Origin of the sequence: Chryseobacterium sp. P1-3 (genome assembly GCF_000738495.1) — a bacterium.
In the GTDB taxonomy this organism is placed as follows: domain Bacteria; phylum Bacteroidota; class Bacteroidia; order Flavobacteriales; family Weeksellaceae; genus Chryseobacterium; species Chryseobacterium gallinarum.
This window is the reverse complement of sequence record NZ_JPEQ01000007.1, coordinates 256,475-282,098: the sequence shown is the minus strand read 5'-3', so window position 1 is coordinate 282,098 and position 25,624 is coordinate 256,475. Positions and strand designations below refer to the sequence as shown.

The following is a 25,624-nucleotide window of genomic DNA, read 5'->3' as shown; positions in this document are numbered from 1 at the left end:
CAAAAATAGATAAAAAATAATTTATGAAGAAGATAATTTTATCCATCATGATTTTAAGTGCAGTGTACAGCTGTAAAAAGGAAAGCCAGAAAACGGATGCTGTAAATACTACAGACTCACTTTCTGTGACTCAAAATACGGCTGCTGAAGTTGTTCCTTATATTCCCAGGGAACTTTCCCCTGAAAATATCAGCCAGCACCTGGCAAAAAATAATGATACTTTATACGTAACTAATTTTTTTGCAACATGGTGTGGCCCTTGTATGAGAGAAATTCCAAGTTTCAAAGATAAAATGCAGGAATTAAAAGGAAAACCCGTAAAATTTACTTTCATCAACCTGGATGATAAATCGGATTGGAATGGAGCAGTTAAAAATTTTGCAATAGAAAATAATCTTGGTGGAAATATTATTCTATTGGATGGGCAAAAACTGGATCAAAACTTTTTTGCCAATAATTTCCGGCAATGGGACGGCGGCTCAATTCCTTTTACCTTCATGAGAAAAGGGGATAAAACGGATGAATATTTAGGAATGATGACGGAAGAAGTATTGAATTCGAAAATTGATGCTTTCTTAAAATAAATCTACAGAATACTTTCTGAACAATGTCAAAAAGGTTTAAAATCCTGTGTTTATTATTAATAGTTGCCATTATAGCAAGTGCAATTATTAATCTGAATACAGGATTTTTAAGTTTAGGATTCCAGGATTTTTTCCGGAATACCGATCATAGTCAAATTGCTGAAATCCGTGTCAACCGTGTATGGGTCATGATGTTAGCCGGCATTTCAATCCCCACATCAGGTTTTCTGATGCAGGAATACTTTCAAAATCCATTAGCAGGCCCGGATATATTGGGAATTACTTCTGTAGCCAGTCTATCTGTTGCTTTCTATATTTTCTTTTCACATGATATTCTTCTCCCTGAATTTCTGCAAAATAGTTTCCTGAGCCTGTCGGCAATCGGGGGAAGCCTGGTGTTGATGCTGGTGTTACTATCCATGTCTAATAAATTTCAGGATAAATCTTATCTCATTATTTTCGGGTTTCTGATGTCTGCTTTTGCAGGAGCTATTGTTTCTTTACTTCAATTTTATGCAGAAAATCAGAGTTTGAAAAACTATATTTTGTGGTCCTTCGGAGCCAATAATATGGTGAGCAGAAACCAGATTTATGTACTATTGATACTGGTTCTAACAGGATTATTCTTTTGTTTTAAAGCGATAAAACCTCTTATTGGTAATTCATTGGGTACTTCCTATGCACAAAGCTTAGGAGTAAATCTGAAGCAATTAAAATTGCTGATCATTGTAGCATCTTCTCTCCTCTCCGCCTCTATTACTGCTTTTTTAGGTCCTATTTTGTTTATTGGAATTATTGTCCCACACTTTTGCAGACTGATCTATAATCCTTCCCAATTATGGCAGCAATGGATTCTGAATATGTTTCTGGGAATGCTTATCATGTTGTTTTTCTCTGTTATCGCAGAAAAAACACAAATCCCGTTGAATGTTATCAGTTCTGTATTTGGGATTCCTGTGATTCTGGGGATGCTATTGAAGCAGAATAAAATATAATTTTTTGTTTTGTTGAAAAACGCAAAGGCGCAAGTTTTTTTTAACCTACATTCTGCTTTAAGGCGCAAGGATTTTATCTCCGATAAAATTTAATAACGTACATAAAACATCGCACTTGCTGAAAATCTTTAATTTTCTTGCGTCTTAAAACATATCAGTTCAATCCATAAAGCTCAACTTTTAACCTATTTAAAAATGACAGGATGCAAGCTAGAACTGTTACTTAATTTTCAATCTGATGTTTTCAAAAATGGAGTCACGAGAGTTGTCAATCATTTATAATTAAAAAACAGAATAAAAATTCACAAAGTATAATCCTTGCATCTTAAAAATAGTATTTTTGTAAAACAATCTGCGCCATTGCGTTTTAGTCAAGATCAGGAATGCACCTACAAATCAAACAGGCCAATATCGGATACAACAAAACATTAATTTCAAATGCCAATGCTGAGTTGAAACTTGGTGATGTTTGCTTATTGATTGGTAATAACGGTGTAGGAAAAACCACTTTGATTAAATCTATTCTGCATCAGATCCCTTTGCTGGATGGAGAAATTTTGATCAATAATGAAAATGTAAAGAAACTTTCCGTCCAAGAAATCGCTGAAAACATTGCTATTGTTTTTTCAAAATCTGTGGTTCCACAGCATTATACCGTTCAGGATCTTATTTCATTAGGAAAGTATATCTACTATCCTTTTTATTTTGAGTTAAAAAAGGAAGACCGTGAAGAGGTTTTGCATATCATTGAAGAGCTGGATCTCCGGCAATATAAGGATACACTTCTCAAAAACCTTTCGGATGGTAACCTGCAAAAAGCATTTATCGGACGGGCAATTACTCAAAACGCTCCTGTTATTATATTGGATGAACCCACTACCCATCTGGATGAAAAGAATAAGATTATCATTCTCAAAACCCTCAGAAAACTTGCTAAAGAGCAAAATAAACTCATTTTATTTTCTTCTCATGACTGGCGATTGGCCAAAGAATTTGCCGATAAGATATGGTATGTGAAAAATACCCGATTGTATACAGGAATCGTGGAAGATATTTTATTGAAGCATAACGAACTTACCAATGCTTCTTTATTTCAAATAAACGAGAATTTTGTGGCGCCATATATCGTAGCACCACAGGTTTATAAAGAAATGCTGTATTCCCTGCTTCAAAAAAACTTTCAAAAAGACCTTTCTTCACTCCGTTTTGAATTGAAAAACAACTTTTGGATTATTACTAAAGATTACCATCAATACCAATGCGAATCTTTTGAAGAAATCGTTGATTACATCAAAAATATTCACTAATACTTCATTTTATTTGATTATTTCACATACTATGCATGCATAGTATTATGCTTATCATACAATTTAATCACCTTATTATCAGATTATTAACAAAATTTAACGTTAATAAATATTATGCATGCATAATATTTATTAAATTTGGGTAAAACCATTAGCGCATCAATGATGGATCATAACAAGGAAAAAATAGAAAACGTAGATTTAATTTTAAAACAGACCTGGTTGGCTGTTTCGAAAATGTACACAGAACTTGCCCAGGAGCATGATTCTACGGCTGTACAAGCCCTTACCCTTCTTAAAATTGATCCCAAAGAAGGGACCCGAAGTACAAATCTTGGCCCCAAGATGGCGATAGAACCGACTTCTTTAACAAGAATTATTAAACTTCTGGAAGATAACGGATACATCTATAAGGAAAAAACCACTACTGACAAACGGGAAGTGATCATAAAACTTACAGATAAAGGCCTAAACTCCAGAAATATGTCTAAGGAAGTTGTTGTCAACTTTAACAAAAAAGTAATGGAAAAGATTACTCCGGAGAAAATGGAAACCTTTAAAGAGGTCATGGCTGAAATCATGAAAATAGCCAACGAATTATTAAATAACAGAAAATAGATTATAATGAAACCGTATGGTTCATGTGACCTTATTTAAATACTAAAAATTTACATATGAAAAGAAGAATCAAACATGTAACGGTTCTTGGTTCAGGAATTATGGGAAGCGGTATCGCAGCACACTTTGCCAATATTGGTGTAGAAGTGTCACTTTTGGATATTGTTCCTTTTGAATTGACTGAAGCTGAACAGAAAAAGGGTTTGACCAAAGAAGACAAAGCAGTAAGAAACAGAATTGCTTCCGAAAACTTTGAAAAACTTAAAAAAAGCAAGTCCTGCACTTCTTTACTCTCCAAAGTTTGCAGATAGAATCACAATAGGCAACTTCGATGATGACCTACCAAAAATAAAGAATACAGACTGGATTATTGAAGTAGTAGTTGAAAGACTTGATATCAAAAAATCTGTATACGAAAAAATTGAGCAATTCAGAAAACCGGGAACATTAATTTCTTCCAATACTTCGGGTATTCCTATCCACTTATTAACTGAAGGAAGGAGCGAAGATTTCAAAAAATACTTTGCAGGGACCCACTTCTTTAATCCGGTAAGATATCTTCCTCTTCTTGAGATTATTCCTACCAACGATACAGATCCTGAGATTGTAGATTTTTACATGAATTACGGAGCGAAATTCTTAGGTAAAACAACCGTTTTAGCAAAAGATACTCCGGCTTTCATCGCCAACAGAATCGGAGTATTCTCTATGATGGATCTTCTTCATAATGTACAGAAACTTGGACTTACGGTTTCTGATGTGGATAAACTGACAGGCCCTGTTATCGGGCGTCCAAAATCGGCAACATTCAGAACAGCTGATGTTGTAGGTCTTGATACTCTGGTAATGGTAGCCAATGGGGTACGCCAAAGTGGCGCAGAAGCCAATGATTTCAATGATGTGTTTGCACTTCCTCCTTATATCCAGAAAATGATGGATAATAAATGGCTGGGCTCAAAAACAGAACAAGGTTTCTATAAAAAAAGTGAAAAATGCAGAAGGAAAATCTGAAATCCACGGATTAAATCTTGATACATTAGAATATGAACTTCAGGGAAAATCATCTTTCCCTACTCTGGAGTTAACAAAAACAATTGATAAACCCATTGACAGGTTCAAAGTACTGATCGGAGGTAAAGACAAAGCCGGCGAATTATACAGAAAATCATTAGGAGCATTATTTGCTTATGTTTCGCATAAAGTTCCAGAAATTTCTGATGAAGTTTATAAAATAGACGATGCCATGAGAGCCGGCTTCGGATGGGAAAATGGCCCGTTTGAAATCTGGGATGCTGTAGGTGTTCAAAAAGGAATTGAACTGGCCAAAGAAGCCGGGTATGAGGTTTCAGACTGGGTGAAAAATGTAGAAACCTTCTATAAAGTAAATGACGAAGGACAAAGCATCTATGTTGATAAAAACTCCGGAGAATACAACAAGATCCCTGGCCAGGACGCTTTCATTATACTGGATAACATCAGAAAAAATAAAACACTTTGGAGTAATTCAGGTGCTGCTATTGAAGATTTAGGTGACGGTATCATCAACTTTGAGATCCGCTCAAAAATGAACTCCCTTGGGGGAGAAGTCCTTGACGGATTAAACAGAGCCATTGACCTGGCAGAAAAAGAATACGACGGACTGGTAATAGGAAATCAAGGTGCCAACTTCTCTGTGGGAGCCAACCTTGCCATGATCCTTATGATGGCCATCGAACAGGATTGGGATGATTTAAACATGGCAATCGCTTACTTCCAGAAATCGATGATGAGAGTGCGCTACTCTTCTATTCCTGTAGTAGTAGCTCCTCACGGAATGACTTTAGGAGGCGGTTGCGAGATGACCATGCACGCAGACCGAGTGGTTGCCGCAGCAGAAACATATATTGGCCTTGTAGAGACAGGTGTTGGTGTAATACCCGGAGGGGGCGGAACTAAAGAGCTGACTTTAAGAACATCCAGGGAATTCCATAATGACGATGTTAAAAACAACAGGCTTCGTGATGCTTTCATGAATATTGCCATGGGAAAAGTGGCTACTTCTGCCTACGAAGCTTACGATATGGGAATCCTTGAAAAAGGAAAAGATATTGTTTCTGTAAGCAAAAACAGACAGATTGCTGAAGCTAAAAAAATAGCAAAACTTTTAGCAGAGCAAGGTTACACCCAACCTATTGAGCAAAAAGTAAAAGTTCTTGGTAAAGATGCATTAGGAATGTTCTACGTAGGAACAGACCAGATGTTAACAGGAAACTATATCTCTGAGCACGACAAGAAAATTGCAGATAAACTAGCCAACGTAATGGTAGGTGGAAATTTATCCGAACCAACAGTTGTTACCGAACAGTATTTATTGAACCTTGAAAGAGAGACTTTCCTTCAGCTTTGCGGTGAAAGAAAAACTCTGGAAAGAATTCAATACATGTTGCAAAACGGAAAACCTTTGAGAAACTAGCAGGGAGCTCCGTAGGAGCGGACTGTTAATAGCTGAATAATTAAGAATTACAGAGCCTCGTAGAGGCGACCTATTAATTTTTATGGCAAATACCTACACACAGATTTATCTTCAGATTGTTTTCGCTGTAAAAGGAAGGCAAAACCTGATTTAGTAAGGGATATTAAAGCAGGCTCTTCAAAGTTCATCAATGAGAAAGGGTGGATAAATGGAAAGTTCAACTGGCAGGAAGGATACGGAGCTTTTTCTTATTCTAAAAGCAGTGTAGATTCGGTTATAAAATATATTTTGAATCAGGAAGAACATCATAAAAAGAAAACTTTCAAAGAAGAATACTTGGATGTAATGTCAAAATTTGAAATAGAATATGATCCAAAATATTTATTTGAATGGATTGAAGATTAACAGGTCGCTCCTACGGAGCTCCAAAATTTACAAAACTTAAAAGCTATAAACAGGATACCTATACGAGGTTAAAATCTAACAAAATACTTTAATACAAAACAATGAAAACAGCATACATAGTAAAAGGATTCAGAACAGCAGTAGGAAAAGCGCCGAAAGGTTCCCTGCGTTTTACACGTCCCGATGTAATGGCGGCTACGGTTATTGAAAAATTAATGGCTGAGCTTCCTCAATTAGATAAAAACAGAATTGATGACCTTATTGTAGGAAATGCAATGCCGGAAGCTGAGCAAGGGCTTAATGTGGCAAGGCTGATCTCTCTGATGGGGTTAAACACGGATAAGGTTCCGGGAGTTACGGTAAACAGATACTGTGCTTCAGGAAGTGAGGCGATTGCGATTGCTTCTGCAAAAATCCAGGCCGGAATGGCTGATTGTATCATCGCTGGTGGTACCGAATCTATGTCGTACATCCCAATGGGTGGTTACAAGCCTGTACCTGAAACGGATATTGCTAAAACAAACCCTGATTATTACTGGGGAATGGGTTACACTGCAGAGGAAGTGGCTAAACAGTACAACATTACCAGAGAAGAACAGGATCAGTTTGCTTTTGAATCTCACATGAAAGCGTTGAAAGCGAATCAGGAAGGCAGATTTGCGAATCAGATTGTTCCGGTACCTGTAGAATATAACTTCCTGGATGAAAACCAGAAGATGCAGACAAAGAAATTTGATTTCTCAGTGGATGAAGGCCCAAGAGCGGATACTTCATTAGCAGGGTTAGCGAAGCTTAGACCTGTATTTGCCAACGGAGGAAGCGTAACAGCCGGAAACTCTTCTCAGATGAGTGACGGAGCTGCTTTCGTAATGGTAATGAGTGAAGAAATGGTAAAAGAATTGGGTTTACAGCCGGAAGCTAGATTAGTAGCTTATGCAGCAGCCGGGCTTGAACCAAGAATCATGGGGATGGGACCTGTTTATGCTATTCCAAAGGCGTTGAAACAAGCTGGTCTGGAATTAAAAGATATTGAATTGATCGAACTTAACGAGGCTTTCGCTTCCCAATCGGTTGCCATTAAAAAAGAATTAGGTTTAAATCCTGATATTTTAAATGTCAATGGAGGTGCCATTGCTTTAGGTCACCCACTTGGATGTACCGGAACAAAATTAACCGTTCAGCTTTTAGACGAAATGAGAAAACGTGGCAATAAGTATGGAATGGTTTCTATGTGTGTGGGAACCGGACAAGGTGCGGCTTCGATTTTTGAATTGTTATAGACTCTCTTTATGAATTGCAAACTCAAATTATTATTTCAGGCAACAGAAATTACCTAGAAATTTCTAAAACCGAAAAAATAGAAAATAAAATCATAGAACTACAGAGAATGATTTCTGGCTTTCAAAAGAATTTAATATTGTAAGTCTTTATTCTTTTCTCTTTGTTCTTTAATCTAAAAAAATAAAATAATATATGGCTACATTAAAAGGAGGGGAATTCCTGATCAAACAAATTCCTGCAAATGAAATTTTCAGTCTTGAAGAACTGAATGAAGAACAAAAAAATGCTTCGTGATTCCGCGAAAGAATTTATAGATAGAGAGGTAGTGCCTCAGAGGGAACGTTTTGAAAAGAAAGATTATGCATTTACTGAAGAAACAATGCGTAAGCTTGGAGAAATGGGAATGCTGGGAATTGCAGTTCCTGAAGAATACGGGGGTCTTGGAATGGGCTTTGTAACCACTATGCTTGCTTGTGATTACCTTTCGGGAACTACAGGTTCATTAGCTACAGCTTATGGAGCACATACCGGAATCGGGACCCTTCCTATTGTTCTTTACGGAACTGAAGAGCAAAAGAAAAAATATCTTCCGGACCTGGCTACAGGAACAAAATTCGGGGCTTATTGCCTGACTGAACCGGATGCTGGTTCTGATGCCAACTCAGGAAAAACAAGAGCTAAACTTTCTGAAGACGGGAAACACTATATCATCAATGGTCAGAAAATGTGGATCTCTAATGCAGGTTTCGCAGATACATTCACATTATTTGCTAAAATTGATGATGACAAAAACATCACAGGTTTCGTTATCAACAGATCTGAGCTTGAAAATCCAGAGAGCTTAACTTTCGGAGAAGAAGAGCATAAATTGGGGATCCGTGCCTCTTCCACCCGTCAGGTTTTCTTCAATGATATGAAAGTTCCTGTGGAAAATCTTCTAGGAGAAAGAAATAACGGTTTTAAAATCGCATTAAATGCATTGAACGTAGGCCGTATCAAATTAGCAGCAGCATGTCTGGATGCACAAAGAAGAATCTTAAACCATTCTATTCAGTATTCTAATGAGAGAAAGCAGTTTGGAGTTTCTATCTCTACTTTCGGAGCCATCAGAAAGAAAATTGCTGAAATGGCAACGGGGGTGTTCGTAAGCGAGGCAGGTTCTTACAGGGCTGCTAAAAACGTTCAGGATAAGATTGATGAATTGGTAGCAGGCGGAATGGATCATCAGGCTGCAGAATTGAAAGGTGTTGAAGAATTTGCTGTAGAATGCTCTATTCTTAAAGTATTCGTTTCCGATCTTGCCCAGCATACTGCGGATGAAGGAATCCAGGTGTATGGTGGTATGGGATTCTCCGAAGATACTCCAATGGAAGCTGCATGGAGAGATTCAAGAATTTCAAGAATCTACGAAGGAACTAACGAAATTAACAGGCTATTGGCGGTAGGAATGCTGATCAAGAGAGCCATGAAAGGCGAGCTGGATCTTTTATCTCCTGCAATGGCTATCAGCAAAGAACTGATGGGCATTCCTTCTTTTGAAGTTCCTGATTATTCAGAATTCATGAGTGAGGAAAAAGCCATTATTGCTAATCTTAAGAAAGTATTCTTAATGGTTTCAGGAGCAGCCCTTCAGAAATATATGACGGAGATTGAAAAACAACAGCATTTATTATTGAATGCTTCCGAAATTCTTAACCAGATTTATATGGCAGAATCTGCTGTATTGAGAGCAGAAAAACATTTCTCTCCTGATTCTGTAGAAGCGGCTATGGCTCAATTGAACCTTTATAAAGCTGTTGAAAAAATCATCACTGCGGCTAAAGAAGGAATTGTTTCTTTCGCTGAAGGAGATGAGCAGAGAATGATGCTGTCAGGATTAAGAAGATTCACGAAATATACCAATCACCCGAATGTAGTGGCTCTAACTGAAAAGATTGCAGCCCACTATATCGAAAAAGGAGCTTATTAGTCTTTATAACATACATTTGATTCAGGCGTCTCATTTTGAGGCGCTTTTTGTTTCAAAAAAATTTATTAATTTTAGTTTAAATTAATAACACATGAAAACATTATTATTTCCCCTGGTCTTATTTTCTGTGAGTTTATCTGGCCAGGAAAAAGAACAGCTTAAGGTTTTTCCGAAGACAGATACTGCAAAAATATACAGTGAGAATCAATTGCTGAAAAAGTTTGAATCCAATCCGAACAAGCGACAAAAAAAATTCTATAAAATTCTGGTTTCACAACCTAAAAAGGACATTACTTATATGGCCTTAAAAGAACCTCAAAAAGACTATTCAAAATATAAAATTTTAAATTCCATCATTCCTGAGATCCCCAAGGTGGATTTAAAAAAGATCATACCCTCCAAATAATCACAAGCAACAATTTTAAAAACTATTCATATGGGAAAATTTATTATTTCTAAAAGAAACAACGGTGACTTTCAGTTTAACCTTAAAGCAGGTAATGGCCAGGTAATTTTAACCAGCCAGGGGTATAGCTCAAAACCTTCCTGTGAAAACGGCATAGAATCTGTAAAAACAAATGCACAGGACTATTCCAAGTTTGAAAGAAATACAGCTAAAGATGGCAGATGCTACTTTAACCTTAAAGCCGGAAACGGACAAATCATAGGAACAAGCCAGATGTATGAATCTGATAACGGAATGGAAAACGGAATAGAATCTGTAAAAAACAATGCGCCCAATGCATCTGTGGAAGAGGAAATCAACAATTAAAATCATCTGAAATAATCTGAAAAAAATGCCTTATTTTTTTAAGGCATTTTTTATTTTTGTATTCTATTTTCATAGAAAAAATGACAAAAGAAGAACTGCTGAATAAAGCTATAAAGATTGCCGATAAGGCTCATAAAGGACAAACGGACAAATACCATGCTCCCTATATTGCCCACGTTATGCGCGTTATGGAATACGGTAAAACACTGGATGAAAAAATTGTAGGAGTCCTGCACGATGTGGTAGAAGATCATCCCCTGGAATTCAGTCTTGATTATTTAAGAACCGAAGGCTTTCCGGAATATATCATTTTTGCGATAAGCTGCCTTACCAAATTTGATCCTGAAGAAGATTATGACGAATTCATCAAACGAACAGAAAGATCTCCTCTTGCCGTAGCGGTAAAACTTAACGACCTTCGTGATAATATGGACCTTAGAAGAGTAAACAGAGAACTTACTCCTAAAGATATTAAAAGATTCAATAAGTATCTGAAAGCCTATCGTTACCTGATAGAAAAGTATTAATCTGCCCCCGGGAAATCGTAGGTTTTCACATGATGATCTGTTCCATCAATATTGATGTTTAAAGCAAGATAAATAAAATGCAGGTTTTTATTTCCTTTAGCTTCAAACTCGCGCTGCCACAGGTAACCGGTTAAGATTCCGAAATATTCATCAATCTGATAGCCGAAACCGCCGTATACTCTATTTCGTGCAAAAGTAGGCTTCATCGGACTTACCAGGAAAATTTCGTCATAAGCATTGGCAAAAATTGTCCCTTTCTTAATCGTTTTTGAATTTAACGGTACACTGACATTCAGACGGTACCGGTAACGCATTCTTTGTGAGGTATTGTCGGTCTGGGGTTCATAAAACCAGCTTTTCTCGGCCCGGAAACGGTTTTCAAACTTTACGATCCCCTTTTTGAAATCTATTACATCCTGAAGCCATACCCTGAACTCTTCCCTGCTTAAGCTATGATTTTTATAATTGACATATCTTCCGAGTCCTATGAAAGGTTTATGATTCTTGGTTAAATTGTACCCTACCCCTCCTTTTATTTCATAATAGTCAGGGTACGTGTAATCTTCATTACCACGAAGCTGACCTTCTGCATAGAGGAAAAATTTTGGATGAAACTTATAGGTCAGAGTCACTGCATTGAAGCTGGAAACATGTTCCTGTGATTTAAAAAAATGTAATACTGAAAAGCAAACCCAGACTTAAAAAAAAGCTTCATAAAAAAAATTTTTGCAAATGTATATCTTTTAACAATTTGTTAATATTAACTTTAATTAATATCAACTTAACATCTACTTAATATTGATATTATAAGAAAACCCAATGTGGAACCATCTTTGCGGCATTTCCACTCCAAATGCTTCCGTATATTTTGTATTTGTTATATTATTGATTAATACATAGACCGAATAGTCTTTCTGATTGAAGCTCAGCTTTTCATCAAGAAGATTGTATGTTCCCAGATTTACTCTTTCGTTATATCGGTATACCAATTCGTTTGTGAAATTTCCAAAGAATTTGGTTTCCAGTTTTGCTACGAATTGATGCCTCAGGTTATCCAGAATATATCTCGAAATAAAATCATTTGACTCCTTATAGCTACTGTCAATATAAGTATACCCCAGGGAGTATCTCAGCCAATCCGTCGCCTTATGATTTATTTCAGCTTCTATCCCTCTGGTTTTAATCTCTCCTACATTCAGGGCATGCCATACCATATCATCTATGCTGTTTTTTACCCAGTCGATAGAATTATCAGAATTCCTCATAAAACCGCTGATTTTTGCCAGGATTCTGTTGTTTTGATACTGATAACCAATCTCTGATGACAGGGCATTTTCAGGTAACAATTCCGGGTTTCCCTGTTCGGTTTTACTGATATAATAAAGCTCTGTAAAGGTAGGAACCCGATGCACTTTTGCAATATTTCCGTAAATTTTACTATTGGGATTAAAGTTGTATCCTACATCAAGGCCCGGATAAAAAAAGTTTCCTTCTTTAGAATAATTTGCCCATGAAATGCCGGGGCTGATATTTAATTTTTTATCAAATAATGAAAAATGATGTTCAAAGAAAACCTGGGATACAAAGCGGTCCGGATTTCCCAGGTTACTGCTCACCAAAAGCTCTTTTCTCAATTCAACGCCTACTCCCGTTGTTCCCAGTCCCCATTGGTAACTGGAATTAACTTCTCCTCCTACATTATTCCCAATATGCATATTCCTGTAAATGGAAGGATTTTGTCTGTTGAAAAGGTACATATCCTGGCCTCTTCTCCAATAGACATTAGAATTCAGTCTCAACTTCCCGAATCTCTGCTGATAAGCAATGCTTACAATAGATGCCTGGGTTTCCTCATACTGCTCGGTAGCTGCTTTGGACGAATAAAACCCATTGGCCCCGAATTTCTTTTCGGAAAATCCGGCCTGCAATCTGAGGTCTCCGTTTTGAAGGTTCAATTTTCCCTGATAGAATACATTTCTGATCTCATAATCGGTATTGTACATATATCCTTGTGAGGATGCGGAATTGGCCTGAAGAGCGTTGGAAAATTTTTCATTTCCCAACTGTGCATTGAATCCCAGTCCGTAGGTACTGTAATCTCCGCCTTCAGCACTTATTTTCACCCGTTTTCCCGGATTTATCCTGGTAATGATATTAATTACCCCGGCATATGCATTCTGGCCGAAACGTCTGGCCGCCGGACCTTTTATGATCTCAATTTTTTCAACCTCATCCAGGTCTACCGGAATATTCATATTATTGTGCCCTGTCTGGGAATCATTCATTCTGATCCCGTTCAGCAACAGTAAAACCTGTTCAAAAGAACTTCCACGAAATCCTATATCACTCTGAACCCCGTTAGCTCCTCTCCTCCTGATATCCATCCCCGGAACCTGTTGAAGAATTTCATCAATACTTCTGGCCGGCGAATTCACTATTTCTTCTTTGGTAATAACGGTGATATTCTGGTTGGCGCTTTTATACGGTGTGGAAATAAATTTACCCTGGAATTCAATGCTTTCAATATCCGTTGTCTTTTCCTGAGCATGAGCCCAAAGCAGGGACCCGAGAAAAAAAATACTTCCTATCTTCTTGACCATAATTGTAATTCGTAGTTTTTTAATAGCAGGTTCAAAAGTAAGGGAGTTCATTAAGACAGACAAATGATACTTGTCATAAAAAAATGCAGCGTAATGCTGCATCTGTGTCTGAGGGTAGTTTTTATCTTTTTCTCATTAAATGTGTAACTAGATCTCTGAATAGTTTTCTCATTTCTATATTACATATTTATGAATGCAATTTTAATTAATTTTAAAACATAAAACAACACCTACATGAAAAAACATAACAAATTCAGCAATATCGCTTTATATCTAATAAAGCAAACTGAAAAAACAGAATAAATCACAAAAAATGTTTTTTGTTTTTATTTTCCAGGGATCTTTTTCTTACCTGTGACTTATTTTTTGGCTGCTGATATTATTATTTTTAAGAAGATGACGAGCATACAATTCCATCAAAAATTCGTAATTTTGTGGGTCTTAATTTTACGATGAAAACCATTCTTTTTCATGTCTGTTTTTTAGCGAATGTTGTTAAAGATCAGAATGGCCCGGGATGTAATAATCCAATTGATGACAGGTATAAAAACATTGTTTTACAATACCATTTAACACCGGCAGCTAAGGACTGTACGGCAACTTAGAATAAACAAAATATGGCTAATACAACAGAAATAGATATTAAAAAACAGATTTTCGTTAAGAATGCTCACCTTAACAATCTGAAACATATAGATGTCCTGATTCCAAAAAACAAACTTATTGTTATTACAGGGGTTTCAGGAAGTGGCAAATCATCCCTGGCTTTCGATACCATCTACGCTGAAGGGCAAAGAAGATATGTTGAAAGTTTGAGTTCATATGCACGTCAGTTTTTAGGGAAATTAGAAAAACCTAAAGTAGACGATATTAAAGGACTGGCTCCTTCTATTGCGATCCAGCAAAAGGTAATTTCTTCCAATCCCCGTTCTACGGTAGGAACTTCCACAGAAATCTATGATTACCTGAAACTTTTATTTGCAAGAATCGGAAAGACCTTTTCCCCGGTTTCGGGCGAAGAAGTAAAAAAAGATTCAGTTTCAGACGTGGTTGATTTCATCAAAGCCTCTAAAAAAGATACTTCTTTCTTATTGACAGCCCCATTGGAGTATGATGCCGACAATTTTAAAGAAACCTTAAATGTTTTGAAACTCGCAGGTTTTACCCGTCTGGAAATCAATGGAAATGTAGCTGGAATTGAAGATCTGGAAAGTTTTGGATTTACTCCGGAAAAAGGAATGACTATCAATCTTGTCATTGACCGTTTTTCTTATGAGGAAGATGAAAGCTTTTTACAGCGACTTGCCGACTCTATTCAAATGGCATTCTATGAAGGCCGGGGGTATTGTTCACTGAAAAATACCGATACGGGAAAAGTAAAAGAATTCTCCAATAAATTTGAACTGGACGGGATGGAATTCCTTGAACCGAATGTTCACTTTTTCAGCTTCAATAACCCATACGGAGCATGCCCTGCCTGTGAAGGATACGGAAAAGTAATCGGAATTGATGAAGATCTTGTGGTTCCCAACAAAACGTTGTCTGTTTACGAAGATGCCATTGTCTGCTGGAGAGGGGAAAGCATGAGCGAATGGAAAAAGGATTTTATCAAAAAAGCAGGTGACTTCCCTATCCACAAACCCTACCATCAATTGACCAAAGAACAGAAAAATTTCCTTTGGAAAGGAGATGGTAAAAGTAATTTCCCTTGTATCAATAATTTCTTCAAAATGCTTGAGGAAAACCTTTATAAAATTCAATACCGCGTAATGCTGTCACGCTACAGGGGGAAAACCCTTTGCCCTACCTGTGAGGGGCTAAGATTACGTGAAGAAACCAGCTGGGTAAAAGTAGACGGGCATAACATCCAATCGATGATTGAGCTGCCTTTGGATGAACTGTTTCCACTGATCAATGGTTTAAAGCTTTCAGAGCATGACCAGGAAATAGCCAAAAGATTATTGTACGAAATCACTACCCGTATTGAATTTTTATTAAAAGTAGGTTTAGGATATTTAACCTTAAACAGAACCTCTAATACGTTATCCGGAGGAGAAAGCCAGAGAATCAACCTGGCAACAAGTCTCGGAAGTTCCCTGGTAGGCTCCATTTATATTCTGGATGAACCATCTATCGGGCTTCACTCCAAGGATACGGAAAACCTGATTGATGTTTTAAAGAACCTTCGTGACCTGGGAAATACCGTCATTGTTGTAGAACATGATGAAGATGTCATGCGGGCTGCCGATTATATTATTGACATCGGTCCGGAAGCCGGCTATCTTGGAGGAGAGCTGGTATTTGCCGGTGATTATAAAGATTTGAAAAAAGCCAATACGCTTACTTCAGAATACCTTACAGGAAGGCTGGAGATCAAAGTTCCTTCAAAACGAAGAAAAGCAAAAGAATGGATTCACATTAAAGGTGCTCGTCAGAATAATCTTAAAAATATTGATGTGGACGTTCCGCTGGAAAATCTCGTTGTGATCTCCGGGGTTTCCGGAAGTGGAAAATCTACCTTGATGAAGGAGATTCTGACCAATGACATTCAGATTCAATTAGGAATGGGCGGGAAAAAAGGAGACTATGACTCCGTAGAATTTCCTAAAAAACTGATTAAAAATATTGAACTGATAGACCAGAATCCGATCGGAAAATCTTCCCGTTCAAACCCTGTAACCTACCTGAAAGCTTATGATGATATCCGTGATCTTTTTGCCAAACAAAAAGTAGCCAAAATGATGGGTTACAAACCCAAACATTTCTCTTTCAACGTAGATGGAGGAAGATGTGACGAATGTAAAGGTGAAGGGGTGATCAATGTTTCCATGCAGTTTATGGCCGATATTGAGCTTGAATGTGAAGTATGTAAGGGGACACGCTTTAAAAATGAAATTCTGGAAGTAAAGTTTGATGAAAAAAATATTTCAGATATCCTTCACATGACTGTAGATGAAGCATTGGAATTTTTTAAGGATAATCACGAGGAAAAAATTGTCACCAAACTGAAACCTTTACAGGAGGTCGGATTGGGTTATTTACAATTGGGGCAAAGCTCTTCTACTCTATCCGGAGGGGAAGCACAGCGTGTGAAGCTGGCTTCATTTCTTGTAAAAGGAGTTACAACAGACAAAACCTTATTTATTTTTGATGAGCCTTCTACCGGTTTGCATTTCCATGATATCCAGAAATTACTGAAATCCCTGCAGGCTTTGATTGACCTTGGCCACTCCGTGATTGTTATTGAGCATCAGCCGGATATCATCAAATGTGCCGATTACATCATTGATATCGGACCGGAAGCCGGAAAACACGGTGGTGAAGTAGTTTTTGCAGGGACTCCCGAGGAGCTGATAAAAAATAAACAATCATATACCGCCAGGTATATTAAAGAGAAACTTGAACATTAAAATAGGAAAAGAGAGCAAATTAAGCTCTCTTTTTTAGGGTAAATAAATCAATTGCCTGATTACGGTCGTGTTATAATTCTTTACACCTCCTTTTACAATTTCAGCATTTTGGAGTCTGAAGTTTTCCGAATGGATTACAGACAATTACCATTTTATCATCTGTGAATCAATTTAATATTTTTTTCTTAATATCTCGATATTTAAAATTAATTTACATCATATATTTAATTTTCTGTTGATATCCTATTTTTAATATACAAATACTATTATTAATTTAGCAGCAGATAAATCTGACTTAAATAATTAGGGTATGAAAAAAATAATCTTATTGAGCGCCGTTTCAGTTTTCTTAATGAACTGTAACAAGAAAACGGAAACTCCGGCTCCCAAAACGGAAGCAGACACTATTGCAGTAGAAGAACCTGTGATTGATACCTTAGGGCCAAAATCATTTTGCTATGTAGGAGTTACGGGAAAAGACAGTGTTTTTGCTTCTATTGATGATAATCTGGGAACCATTACAGGAAAGTTGTTGTACAAAAACAGTGAGAAAGATAGTTCAAAAGGTGATGTAACAGGTTTTAAATCCGGTGACACTTTAAAACTGACGTATGAATTTGTTTCTGAAGGCAAAACCAGTAAAAGAGATATTTACTTCCTTCAAAAAGACAATACATTAACGGAAGGAATTGGTGATCATAAAGAGGAAGACGGACAGTCTAAATATGCCAATGAGAAGAAAATAAGCTATAAAGACGGGCAAAAGCTGAGTACTTCAGATTGTAAGATTGTGGCTAAGGCTTTGAAATAAAAAAATGATGCTCTTCAAAATGGAAGAGCATCATTTTTTATAATTCCTTTTCAATAATTTCAATAAAACGATCTACTGCTTCATCTGGGGTGTTCCATGAAGTAATAAGGCGGATCGCAGAAAACTGATCATCTATTTTTTTCCATACATAGAATTCAAACCCTTCAGACAAAACTTCAATAAGATGCTGGCTCACAATGGGAAAAATCTGATTGGTGAAGGTATCTGAAAGAAAACTTACTCCTCTTTGCTGCAATGCTTTCTTAATTTTCATAGCCTGCTGATTGGCATGTCTGGCAAGGTCAAAATACAGATCATTTTTCATCAATTCCAGGAACTGTATTCCTAAAAGTCTTCCTTTTGCCAGTAAAGCTCCTTTTTGCTTGATGTTGAATGCAAAATCTTCCTGAAGATCAGGATTATTCAAAACAATAGCCTCTCCTATTAATGCTCCGTTTTTAGTTCCGCCCAGGTAAAAAACATCGGTCAGTTCCGCTATATTTTCTAAGGTAAGATCACTGGCTTCCGAGGTCAGGCCATGTCCCAACCTCGCCCCATCCATAAACAGAAATAAATGCCGTTCCTTACAAAAATCTGAGAGTTCTTTCAGTTCTTTCTTATGGTAAACTGTTCCCAATTCGGTAGAATTCGAAATATACACCAGTTTAGGCATTACCTGATGCGGAACGTTCTGATGATTTTCCAGTACCGGAATAATATCCGCTGGCCTCAGCTTTCCATCCGGAGTCTCAATGCCCAACACTTTATGCCCCGTTGCCTCAATCGCTCCGGTTTCATTATTCAGAATATGTCCGGTAGCAGCAGAAATGACACATTGATAAGGTTTTAAAATGGAAGAAATCACAATTAAGTTAGCTTGTGTTCCTCCTGAAACAAAGAAAATTTCAGCATCTTCCTTATTCATCTTCCGCTTAATGGCTTCTTTTGCCTTTACTGAGTATTCATCTTCCCCATAACCGGCTTGCTGGTCAAGATTATGTTGTAAAAGAGCTTGTAATATATTCGGGTGACCTCCCTCGGAATAGTCGTTTTTAAATGAAAATTTCATAGGGTAAAATTAAAAAAATGAAAGAATCAGTCCTATGAAAAAGAATTAAATATTGGAAATAGTAATCTGCCTGAGGCAGGTAATGCTTATTTTACAGCATCCTCAATTTGTCCGACCTGATAGTTTCCATCGGGTTTTGTATATATTTTGTATTTCTTTTTGCAGTTTTTATCCAGAGGTTCAATAAAATAAGAATTTCCGTTTTCCAGGTAAGCACCCGTCAGTTTACCGGAAGCAATGGTTAAGGTAATCAGCTTCGTCCCATCTTCTGACTTTCCTTTGAAGCTGTAAATTTTCTGTCTCCTCAGCGCTTCACTTGTTTTGTCTGCAGTAATGTATTTTGTTTTTTTACCATGGATATCATACAGATCAAAAATAACCTCTTTCCCGCTGGCTTTATTCAGTTTATTGATCTGGATAAATTTCGAAGGATTAAAAGTAAAATTAAATTTTTGAGACTGGCCCTGCGCCTTGCCGTATACAGCTAAAAACAAACTTATCAATACTAAAAGGTCTTTCATCTTATGATGTAATAATTCTTATGATTGCTTATGCAAATTTTGTACAAAAAATAGTATTTAATCAAAGAATCTTAAATCTCTTACAATATTGGAACATATTTTAAATACATCCATCGAGAATTTATTAAAAATTGAATTCTATCATAATTAAGGCTGTCTCTTAAGTTTGCTAACACAAACATAGGAGACAGCCTCTTTACATAAACAAATAGTACCTGTTACTTCTTGATGATTTTAGATTGGTGTACTAATGTTTTACCATTCAATAATTTTAACATATAAACTCCGGTTTTAAATCTGGAGAAGTTGATTTCTGAATTATTCATCGTATTATTCTCCATCAGTCTTCCGGAAGCATCATAGATTTCATAATGTGTGATTTTCTCGTCACTATGAACCTGAAGATAATCTTTTACCGGATTAGGAACCAGGCCAATTGTTTTTTTAGCAACCTCTTTTGTTGCCAAAGATGAAGTAATGGTAAGGTTAACCGTATTTCTGCTTAGTTGATAACAAACTTTGTTTTGATTAAGTTCATTGATTGTCTTATTCAGCAAAGCACTTTCTGCTCCTGTAAATGAAATCCCCTGTACCGTATATGTTCCCGGTGGCAAGGTCGTAAAGTCAGCCGTTGCACTTGTACCGATTATGGCATTAGTGGTTGTATTAATAGCAATGTAAGTATAATTAACACCTACAGGATTATTAACAATATTATAGAAATTCCCCGGACCTGAAATACTAAGAACTACACTTGATCCTGCAGGAGTATTGCTTAAATTCCTTGTTGTTACAAAATAGTCCACCCCTTTTTCCAGATTGGCCGTAAATGATCTATAATATGTAAAGCTGGTACCCGTTCCCGAATAAACAGCATTAGATGTTACAAAGTTAGCTGTCCCTGTTTGAGTTCCTTTATAAATAGTAACCGAAACCCCGTTAGGAGAAGGGTAACTTAATGTATAAGAACCAGTCTCTGTTACTTTAAATCTGAAAGACAGCATGCTTGAACTTGATACAAGCAAGTGGGGAGCTGTTTGTGTCTGATTATAAATATACCAGCTTTGAGGGCTCATATTAGCCGCATCAAAAGTCAATGTCTTAGAACTATAAGTATCATTGGATGAAGTCTGTGGCTGTAGATTAAGATTTGCCTGTGGGCTTCCCTGGATAGCTGTTACCGATTTAGGATTTTCTGCAATAATTGTCTGGAAAGCGTTACAGCTTGAATTAATTGTAAAATTGGTATTGGATACATCAAAAAATTCTGCATAATCATTAATCACGGCTGTCACTTTTATCCTTGCCTTATCCGTATATGGAACAAATGGTATGGCTACGGTAGCGGTACCATTATTCGGCACATTGGCAGCAAGTGTATAAGGAAAAGTTTCTCCTCCATCCGTAGACAGAAGAATATTTACCGTACTTTTTAAAGCATCAGTCTGATTGACATCCCATGTTACATTGATATTGGAATCCGCATTCACGGAGACATTTGAATTTGGATAGGTAACCGTTAAAGGTCCTTGATTGGTTACTGTAACTACCACCTGATCAGAATCTGCTCCGCCGGAAATTACACTGTTGTCCCTTACCGTAAATCTCATTTTCATAGTTCTGGCTACCAAAGGAAGTGCTTCTGCTTCATTGGTAGGAGGTGTATTCTGATTGTTCAGAACAAATTTCATTTTAGGAAAATACCGTTCAGTAGTAGTGGTACTCTGCTCAGACCTGAACAATGGTGCCGTTGTACTGTTTACCGCAGAATATCCGCCAGCTCCGTTAATGGTACTTCCGAACGCTCCTTTATCATTGGCAGTAGCCACATCTACCTGATCCCAGGTATAAGATAAGTTTGTATCTTCTGCATCGCTTCCTATTCCCTTTAATCTGAAAGGTGTATTCTTCGGAATACTGATCGCTGTGTTTCCTGCGTTGGCGGAAGGAGGTGTATTATTGACAGCAACCGAGGTAAAGCAAGTGGAAGATACGGCAAGGGTATTCAATACCTGATCAATACTTTTGGCATGGAAATAATTCAAGCCGTTATTTCCGGTATTGGTCTGGTCATTCGGAGTCGTACAGTTATTTTTGTATGCCATGATTGTGGATCCTGAGCCCGGTTCTACTGCTGCTGCAGAATTCCATCCGGAAGTACAGAATGTAGGGCTTGAAGGAGTTCCTCCCACTGCATTATAGGTGTGTCCCGCTCCAAACTGGTGTCCCATTTCGTGAACAATCAGATTAGCGGCCAATGATTTCGGCATGGAAAGTGTCCATTGGCTCCAGGCTCTTGCTTTAAGGGTTGACGTACAAGGCCTTGGACCTGCCTGGCCCTGGGCGCTTCCGTTCGTCCCCGGCATAATATGGAAAGTATGGCCAATATCATAATCGGCATAAGGAAGAGTTCCGTTTGAATCCATCGTATTGAATCCGGTCTGTGAATTGGCCGCCGATGCAAAAGAAGGATCTATGGTAAAAGGATCCGTGGTCCCATCTGTAAAAATCAGGGTCTTATTGGTTGTTTTATCAATCAGGTTAAAGGAAATCGATAGTTCTGATTCATAGATCTGGTTGATAAGATTCAGCATCGCTACCAATTCTCCCAGGGCTGCATCCTGATTTCCAAGAGCAGTGGTAAATTCACCAGTAGTGGCAACAGCCATTCTGAATGTTTTCAGGCTGCTTCCGTACGGAAAACCGGAGACTGACCTTTGAACATTCAGTCCTTTAGCAATAGCATCCAGGCTTTCTTTAAATTCATTTTCATCAGTTCCGCATTGAAATTTCTCACCGAACATTTCAAAGGAATTATAAATCCGGTACTCTCCTTTTTTTGTTTTGTAAGGTTCAATAATATAATAGCCCTGGCTGGATTTAACCATTGCCGATATTTCGTCTCCTACTAAAGTCAGTTTTATCTTATCCTGTCTGTCTTTTGAATATCCGTCAAAGGTAATAATGTTATCAAGCCTTTTACTGACAAGATTATTCTCAGAAAGAATAAATTCCTTTTGAGTTCCGTCAATAAGGGTTAATACAATAGACTGCCCACTAATTTTTTTTGGGGCTTTTCCTGTTAGCATCAATACTTCTTTTAAAAGCATCGATATTCAATTTAAAGGTAGTCCCGGGAAGATCGTCACTACCCAATCCATTAGTATTCAATACCTGTGCATTCATAAGGAAAGATGCACAGATAGAAATAAGTGTAATTCTTAATTTCATTGTTGCGGTTTTTTTGCCAACCAAAGATAAATAATTAATCAACACGCAGAGAATAAAATAATAAAAAATCAACATATTTAATGTTAAATATTTATCAAAATAATTTATTAATGAAAATATTCCAAACAATTTAACATAAAATAAGAATAAACTCACAATAGCAACACAAGAATTAGCTGCTACTCTTATTCCATTTTTAATATTATTTTGTTAGATTTGTGATGAAAATCATCTAACATTTTGAAAACAACACTAACAGAAGAAAATTACCTGAAAGCATTATTTCATTTAGTGGATAATGAGGGGAAGGTAACCATTAATGAGCTTAGCAAATTTTTAAATGTAAAAATGCCGAGTGTCAATAATATGATGAAAAAATTTGCCGAAAAGAAATGGGTGATTTATGAAACGTATAAACCGCTTATTGTTACGGAAAACGGAAGACGGGAAGCAGCATTGGTTGTCCGTAAGCACAGGCTTACCGAAATGTTTCTGGTAAAGAAAATGAATTTTGGCTGGGAAAACGTTCATGAGATTGCAGAACAGCTGGAACATGTTCATTCGCAGATTTTCTTTGACAAAATGGATGAAATTCTGGATTATCCTAAATTCGACCCGCACGGAGAGCCTATTCCGGATAAAGATGGGAATATTATTGCCCAGGATTTACAAAAATTAAGTAATTGTGAGGCAGGAGAAACGGTAATTTTCGCTTCTGTCACCCTTTCAGATGATGCCTTTCTAAGCTATCTGAATGACAGAAAGCTCCTCCTCAACACTAAGGTAAAAGTGGTTAAAATCGAAAACTTTGACAAGTCTATGACCATAGAAATTAGTGGTAAAAAAGAAATACTCAGTAAAAAAGCTACAGAAAAAAATATTGGTAAAAAAATAATCTGATGTGCCCTTTTCTGTTCCTTTATTAATTAAAATAATAAGAGAATCCCGGACTCTGAAATATCTTCTACTCTCTTAATTGTTAAAAAACGGTTAAAATCTCTTTTATAAAAAGCTCCATCTTTTAATTTTATTAGGTTTGCAAAACTTCTGCTTGATTCTTCATTGTCTGACAAGCGTTACAATTTTAATTATTTTAAAAGAATTATGAAAAAAAGCATCCGTTTTTTTGCTATTGCCTTTTTATTAAGCTCATTGGCCCATGCACAGGCTGTTAGGGATTTTGTTATTGAACCACCTATTCAGCCCAACCTATATATTTACAAAACATTTGGAGTATTTGGTGGAAAAGAATATTCCGCCAATGCGGCATACCTCATCACCAAAAAAGGAGTTGTTTTATTTGACGTTCCCTGGCAAAAAAAAAGAATATCAAAGCCTTATGGACACCATAAAAAAAAACGTCACAACCTACCTGTTATAGCGGTATTTGCAACCCACTCCCATGATGACAGAGCAGGAGATCTAAGCTTTTATAACGCCAAAGGAATCAAGACCTACGCAACAGCTAAAACCAATGAACTGCTGAAAAAAGAAGGGAAAGCAACCTCTACTGAAATTATTAGAACAGGTAAACCTTATCGCATAGGTGGGGAAGAATTTATTATCGATTTTCTTGGCGAAGGACATACTGCAGATAATGTAGTAGTATGGTTTCCCAAATATAAAGTCCTGGACGGCGGGTGCCTGGTAAAAAGCAGAACCGCTACTGATTTAGGCTATACAGGAGAGGCTAATGTAGCTCAATGGCCACAAACCATTGCCAGACTAAAATCGAAATATGGAAAGGCAGCACTGGTGATCCCGGGACATGATGAATGGAAAGGTGGCGGACATATAGAACGTACAGAGGAACTGCTCAATAAAAAATAAAATTCATTCCACAGCCCCGGCCTTCGGCCGGGGCTGTGGAATGAATAAAGTACATTTTAAAATCCTCTCATTCCAGCACCTCCAATACCCTTTCAATTTCTTCCGTTGTATTAAAATAATGAGGCGACAGCCGGATGGCATGATCAATATTTTTCAATGTAAAATCAATTAATGCATTGCTTTTATTACTTATAGAAAAATAAATTTCATTCTCTTTTAATACTTCCTGAATCGCATCTATCTTTCCGTTCCGGTCACAGAAAGTTACAATACTGCTTAACCTGTTTCCTTTGTCTAAAACCGTAAAACCTTTGTATTGAAGCCCGGCTCTCAGTTTTTCTGACAGTTTCTGGTTATAATCTTCAATATAGGGCAACCCTACGGCACTGGCATATTTCAATGCCTCTTTAAAACCCAGAAGAGAAGCATTGGATCTCTCCCAGATCTCAAACCTCCTGGCTGTCTTTCCTAATTCATAATCATTAAAAGCTGTCCATGCTGCGTCACTCATATCTAAAAACAAAGGGGAAAGGTTTTGTTCTAAAGCTTTATCAGAAACATATAAAAATCCGGTCCCTCTTGGACCTCTCATAAACTTCCTTCCTGTTGCCGTTAGAAAATCACACCCGATTTTTTGAACATCAACAGGCATTTGTCCTACAGACTGACAAGCATCTACGAGGTACAATATATCATATTGCCTGCACAGCCTTCCCACTCCTTCCACATTTTGAATCAATCCCGAATTGGTGGGGATATGGGTAACGGCGATTAATTTAGGGCAGTGCTTTTTAATTAACTTTTCACAGTCTTCAAGATCCAGTTCATGATCAGGAAGGTTTTTCATCCGGATAATTTTGATATTCTTCTTTTTCTGTAAAGAAATAAAAGCCATCTGGTTCGAAATATAATCATCATTGGTGGTTATGATGCAATCCCCTTCTTGAAAGGGAATACTTGATAACGCTTTTGCATACCCGTCAGTAGAACCTGTTGTAAAGGCCATGTTTTGGGGATAAGCATTAATCAGCCTGGCGGCCTCTTCATAAAACTGATGAATTGATTCTGCATTTTTACCGGCAGTAATATATCCGCTGAACATCTGTTCTTCCCGTAAATAATTAACAACCGTATTGACAACAATTTCAGGCATCAATGATGATCCGGCATTATTTAAAAAAATTTTATCCGAACACCCGATTGTATCTTTCCTGATTAAATCTATATTCATTCCTTCAAATT

General features: G+C 37.1%; 22 protein-coding genes and 2 pseudogenes. 17 read left to right on the top strand and 7 right to left on the bottom strand.

The annotated features are described in order from the left end of the window. Positions 1-23: 23 nt before the first annotated feature. The 13 genes and pseudogenes from HX13_RS09795 (at position 24) to HX13_RS09745 (ending at position 10,910) form a co-directional block, all read left to right on the top strand. Positions 24-584: a TlpA family protein disulfide reductase gene (locus tag HX13_RS09795; protein WP_050020925.1), complete on the top strand. Its 561-nt coding sequence runs from the start codon at positions 24-26 to the stop codon at positions 582-584. A gap of 23 nt (positions 585-607) precedes the next feature. Further along, a complete protein-coding gene (locus tag HX13_RS09790) occupies positions 608-1,579 on the top strand; it encodes a FecCD family ABC transporter permease (protein ID WP_050020924.1) in 972 nt (323 codons plus the stop codon). Positions 1,580-1,732: 153 nt separating this feature from the next. Then, positions 1,733-1,861: a GxxExxY protein gene (locus HX13_RS22015; protein ID WP_082129228.1), complete on the top strand. Its 129-nt coding sequence runs from the start codon at positions 1,733-1,735 to the stop codon at positions 1,859-1,861. A gap of 101 nt (positions 1,862-1,962) precedes the next feature. Next, positions 1,963-2,886 (top strand): ABC transporter ATP-binding protein, encoded by a 924-nt coding sequence (locus HX13_RS09785; protein ID WP_050020923.1) that lies wholly within the window; start codon positions 1,963-1,965, stop codon positions 2,884-2,886. 165 nt (positions 2,887-3,051) lie between these two features. After that, positions 3,052-3,504: a MarR family winged helix-turn-helix transcriptional regulator gene (locus HX13_RS09780; RefSeq protein ID WP_050021398.1), complete on the top strand. Its 453-nt coding sequence runs from the start codon at positions 3,052-3,054 to the stop codon at positions 3,502-3,504. Between the two features lie 56 nt (positions 3,505-3,560). Then, positions 3,561-5,956: pseudogene (locus tag HX13_RS09775) on the top strand (3-hydroxyacyl-CoA dehydrogenase/enoyl-CoA hydratase family protein). 72 nt (positions 5,957-6,028) lie between these two features. After that, complete coding sequence (locus HX13_RS09770; protein ID WP_410493127.1) at positions 6,029-6,361, top strand: transposase; 333 nt, start codon at positions 6,029-6,031, stop codon at positions 6,359-6,361. A gap of 101 nt (positions 6,362-6,462) precedes the next feature. Further along, positions 6,463-7,641, top strand: coding sequence for a thiolase family protein (locus HX13_RS09765; RefSeq protein ID WP_050020922.1), 1,179 nt, complete (start codon positions 6,463-6,465; stop codon positions 7,639-7,641). Positions 7,642-7,655: 14 nt separating this feature from the next. Then, complete coding sequence (locus HX13_RS26325) at positions 7,656-7,784, top strand: hypothetical protein (protein ID WP_157837429.1); 129 nt, start codon at positions 7,656-7,658, stop codon at positions 7,782-7,784. Positions 7,785-7,834: 50 nt separating this feature from the next. Further along, positions 7,835-9,611, top strand: a pseudogene (locus tag HX13_RS09760) (acyl-CoA dehydrogenase family protein). 91 nt (positions 9,612-9,702) lie between these two features. After that, the gene (locus HX13_RS09755) at positions 9,703-10,017 is read left to right on the top strand and encodes a hypothetical protein (RefSeq protein ID WP_050020921.1); all 315 of its coding nucleotides are present in this window, start codon (positions 9,703-9,705) and stop codon (positions 10,015-10,017) included. 30 nt (positions 10,018-10,047) lie between these two features. Beyond that, the gene (locus tag HX13_RS09750; protein WP_050020920.1) at positions 10,048-10,383 is read left to right on the top strand and encodes a YegP family protein; all 336 of its coding nucleotides are present in this window, start codon (positions 10,048-10,050) and stop codon (positions 10,381-10,383) included. Between the two features lie 80 nt (positions 10,384-10,463). Beyond that, on the top strand, positions 10,464-10,910 hold the full coding sequence (locus tag HX13_RS09745; protein WP_050020919.1) for a phosphohydrolase: 447 nt from the start codon (positions 10,464-10,466) through the stop codon (positions 10,908-10,910). Here HX13_RS09745 and HX13_RS09740 read toward each other — a convergent pair. Both HX13_RS09740 and HX13_RS09735 read right to left on the bottom strand, forming a co-directional pair. Further along, complete coding sequence (locus tag HX13_RS09740) at positions 10,907-11,542, bottom strand: DUF2490 domain-containing protein (RefSeq protein WP_238555212.1); 636 nt, start codon at positions 11,540-11,542, stop codon at positions 10,907-10,909. The two genes, HX13_RS09745 and HX13_RS09740, sit on opposite strands and share 4 nt — an antisense overlap. A gap of 156 nt (positions 11,543-11,698) precedes the next feature. After that, positions 11,699-13,510: a TonB-dependent receptor plug domain-containing protein gene (locus tag HX13_RS09735; RefSeq protein WP_050021397.1), complete on the bottom strand. Its 1,812-nt coding sequence runs from the start codon at positions 13,508-13,510 to the stop codon at positions 11,699-11,701. Positions 13,511-14,127: 617 nt separating this feature from the next. Between HX13_RS09735 and uvrA the strand changes: the two genes are divergently transcribed. Together uvrA and HX13_RS09725 are read left to right on the top strand one after the other, a co-directional pair. Beyond that, the gene (gene uvrA / locus HX13_RS09730) at positions 14,128-16,920 is read left to right on the top strand and encodes an excinuclease ABC subunit UvrA (protein WP_050020918.1); all 2,793 of its coding nucleotides are present in this window, start codon (positions 14,128-14,130) and stop codon (positions 16,918-16,920) included. A gap of 310 nt (positions 16,921-17,230) precedes the next feature. After that, positions 17,231-17,731: a hypothetical protein gene (locus HX13_RS09725; protein ID WP_050020917.1), complete on the top strand. Its 501-nt coding sequence runs from the start codon at positions 17,231-17,233 to the stop codon at positions 17,729-17,731. 37 nt (positions 17,732-17,768) lie between these two features. Here HX13_RS09725 and HX13_RS09720 read toward each other — a convergent pair whose 3' ends face one another. From HX13_RS09720 to HX13_RS22485, 4 genes are all read right to left on the bottom strand, one after another. Then, positions 17,769-18,800 (bottom strand): threonine aldolase family protein, encoded by a 1,032-nt coding sequence (locus tag HX13_RS09720; protein WP_050020916.1) that lies wholly within the window; start codon positions 18,798-18,800, stop codon positions 17,769-17,771. 86 nt (positions 18,801-18,886) lie between these two features. Further along, positions 18,887-19,321: a hypothetical protein gene (locus HX13_RS09715; RefSeq protein ID WP_050020915.1), complete on the bottom strand. Its 435-nt coding sequence runs from the start codon at positions 19,319-19,321 to the stop codon at positions 18,887-18,889. Positions 19,322-19,539: 218 nt separating this feature from the next. After that, positions 19,540-22,410 carry a reprolysin-like metallopeptidase gene (locus HX13_RS09710; protein WP_050020914.1) on the bottom strand — a complete coding sequence of 957 codons (2,871 nt, stop codon included), beginning with the start codon at positions 22,408-22,410 and terminating at the stop codon, positions 19,540-19,542. Continuing rightward, positions 22,379-22,552, bottom strand: a complete 174-nt coding sequence (locus tag HX13_RS22485) for a hypothetical protein (RefSeq protein ID WP_157837428.1) — start codon at positions 22,550-22,552, stop codon at positions 22,379-22,381. Before HX13_RS22485 ends, HX13_RS09710 begins: the two co-directional genes overlap by 32 nt. 240 nt (positions 22,553-22,792) lie before the next feature. Here HX13_RS22485 and HX13_RS09700 point away from each other — a divergent pair, with 240 nt between their 5' ends. Both HX13_RS09700 and blaIND read left to right on the top strand, forming a co-directional pair. Continuing rightward, entirely contained in the window at positions 22,793-23,452 is a 660-nt protein-coding gene (locus tag HX13_RS09700) for a metal-dependent transcriptional regulator (RefSeq protein ID WP_050020912.1), read from the top strand. Positions 23,453-23,656: 204 nt separating this feature from the next. After that, positions 23,657-24,382 (top strand): IND family subclass B1 metallo-beta-lactamase, encoded by a 726-nt coding sequence (gene blaIND, locus HX13_RS09695; RefSeq protein WP_050021396.1) that lies wholly within the window; start codon positions 23,657-23,659, stop codon positions 24,380-24,382. Positions 24,383-24,449: 67 nt separating this feature from the next. Here the strand turns inward: blaIND and HX13_RS09690 are convergent, their stop codons facing one another. After that, entirely contained in the window at positions 24,450-25,613 is a 1,164-nt protein-coding gene (locus tag HX13_RS09690; RefSeq protein ID WP_050020911.1) for an aminotransferase class V-fold PLP-dependent enzyme, read from the bottom strand. Positions 25,614-25,624: the final 11 nt, after the last annotated feature.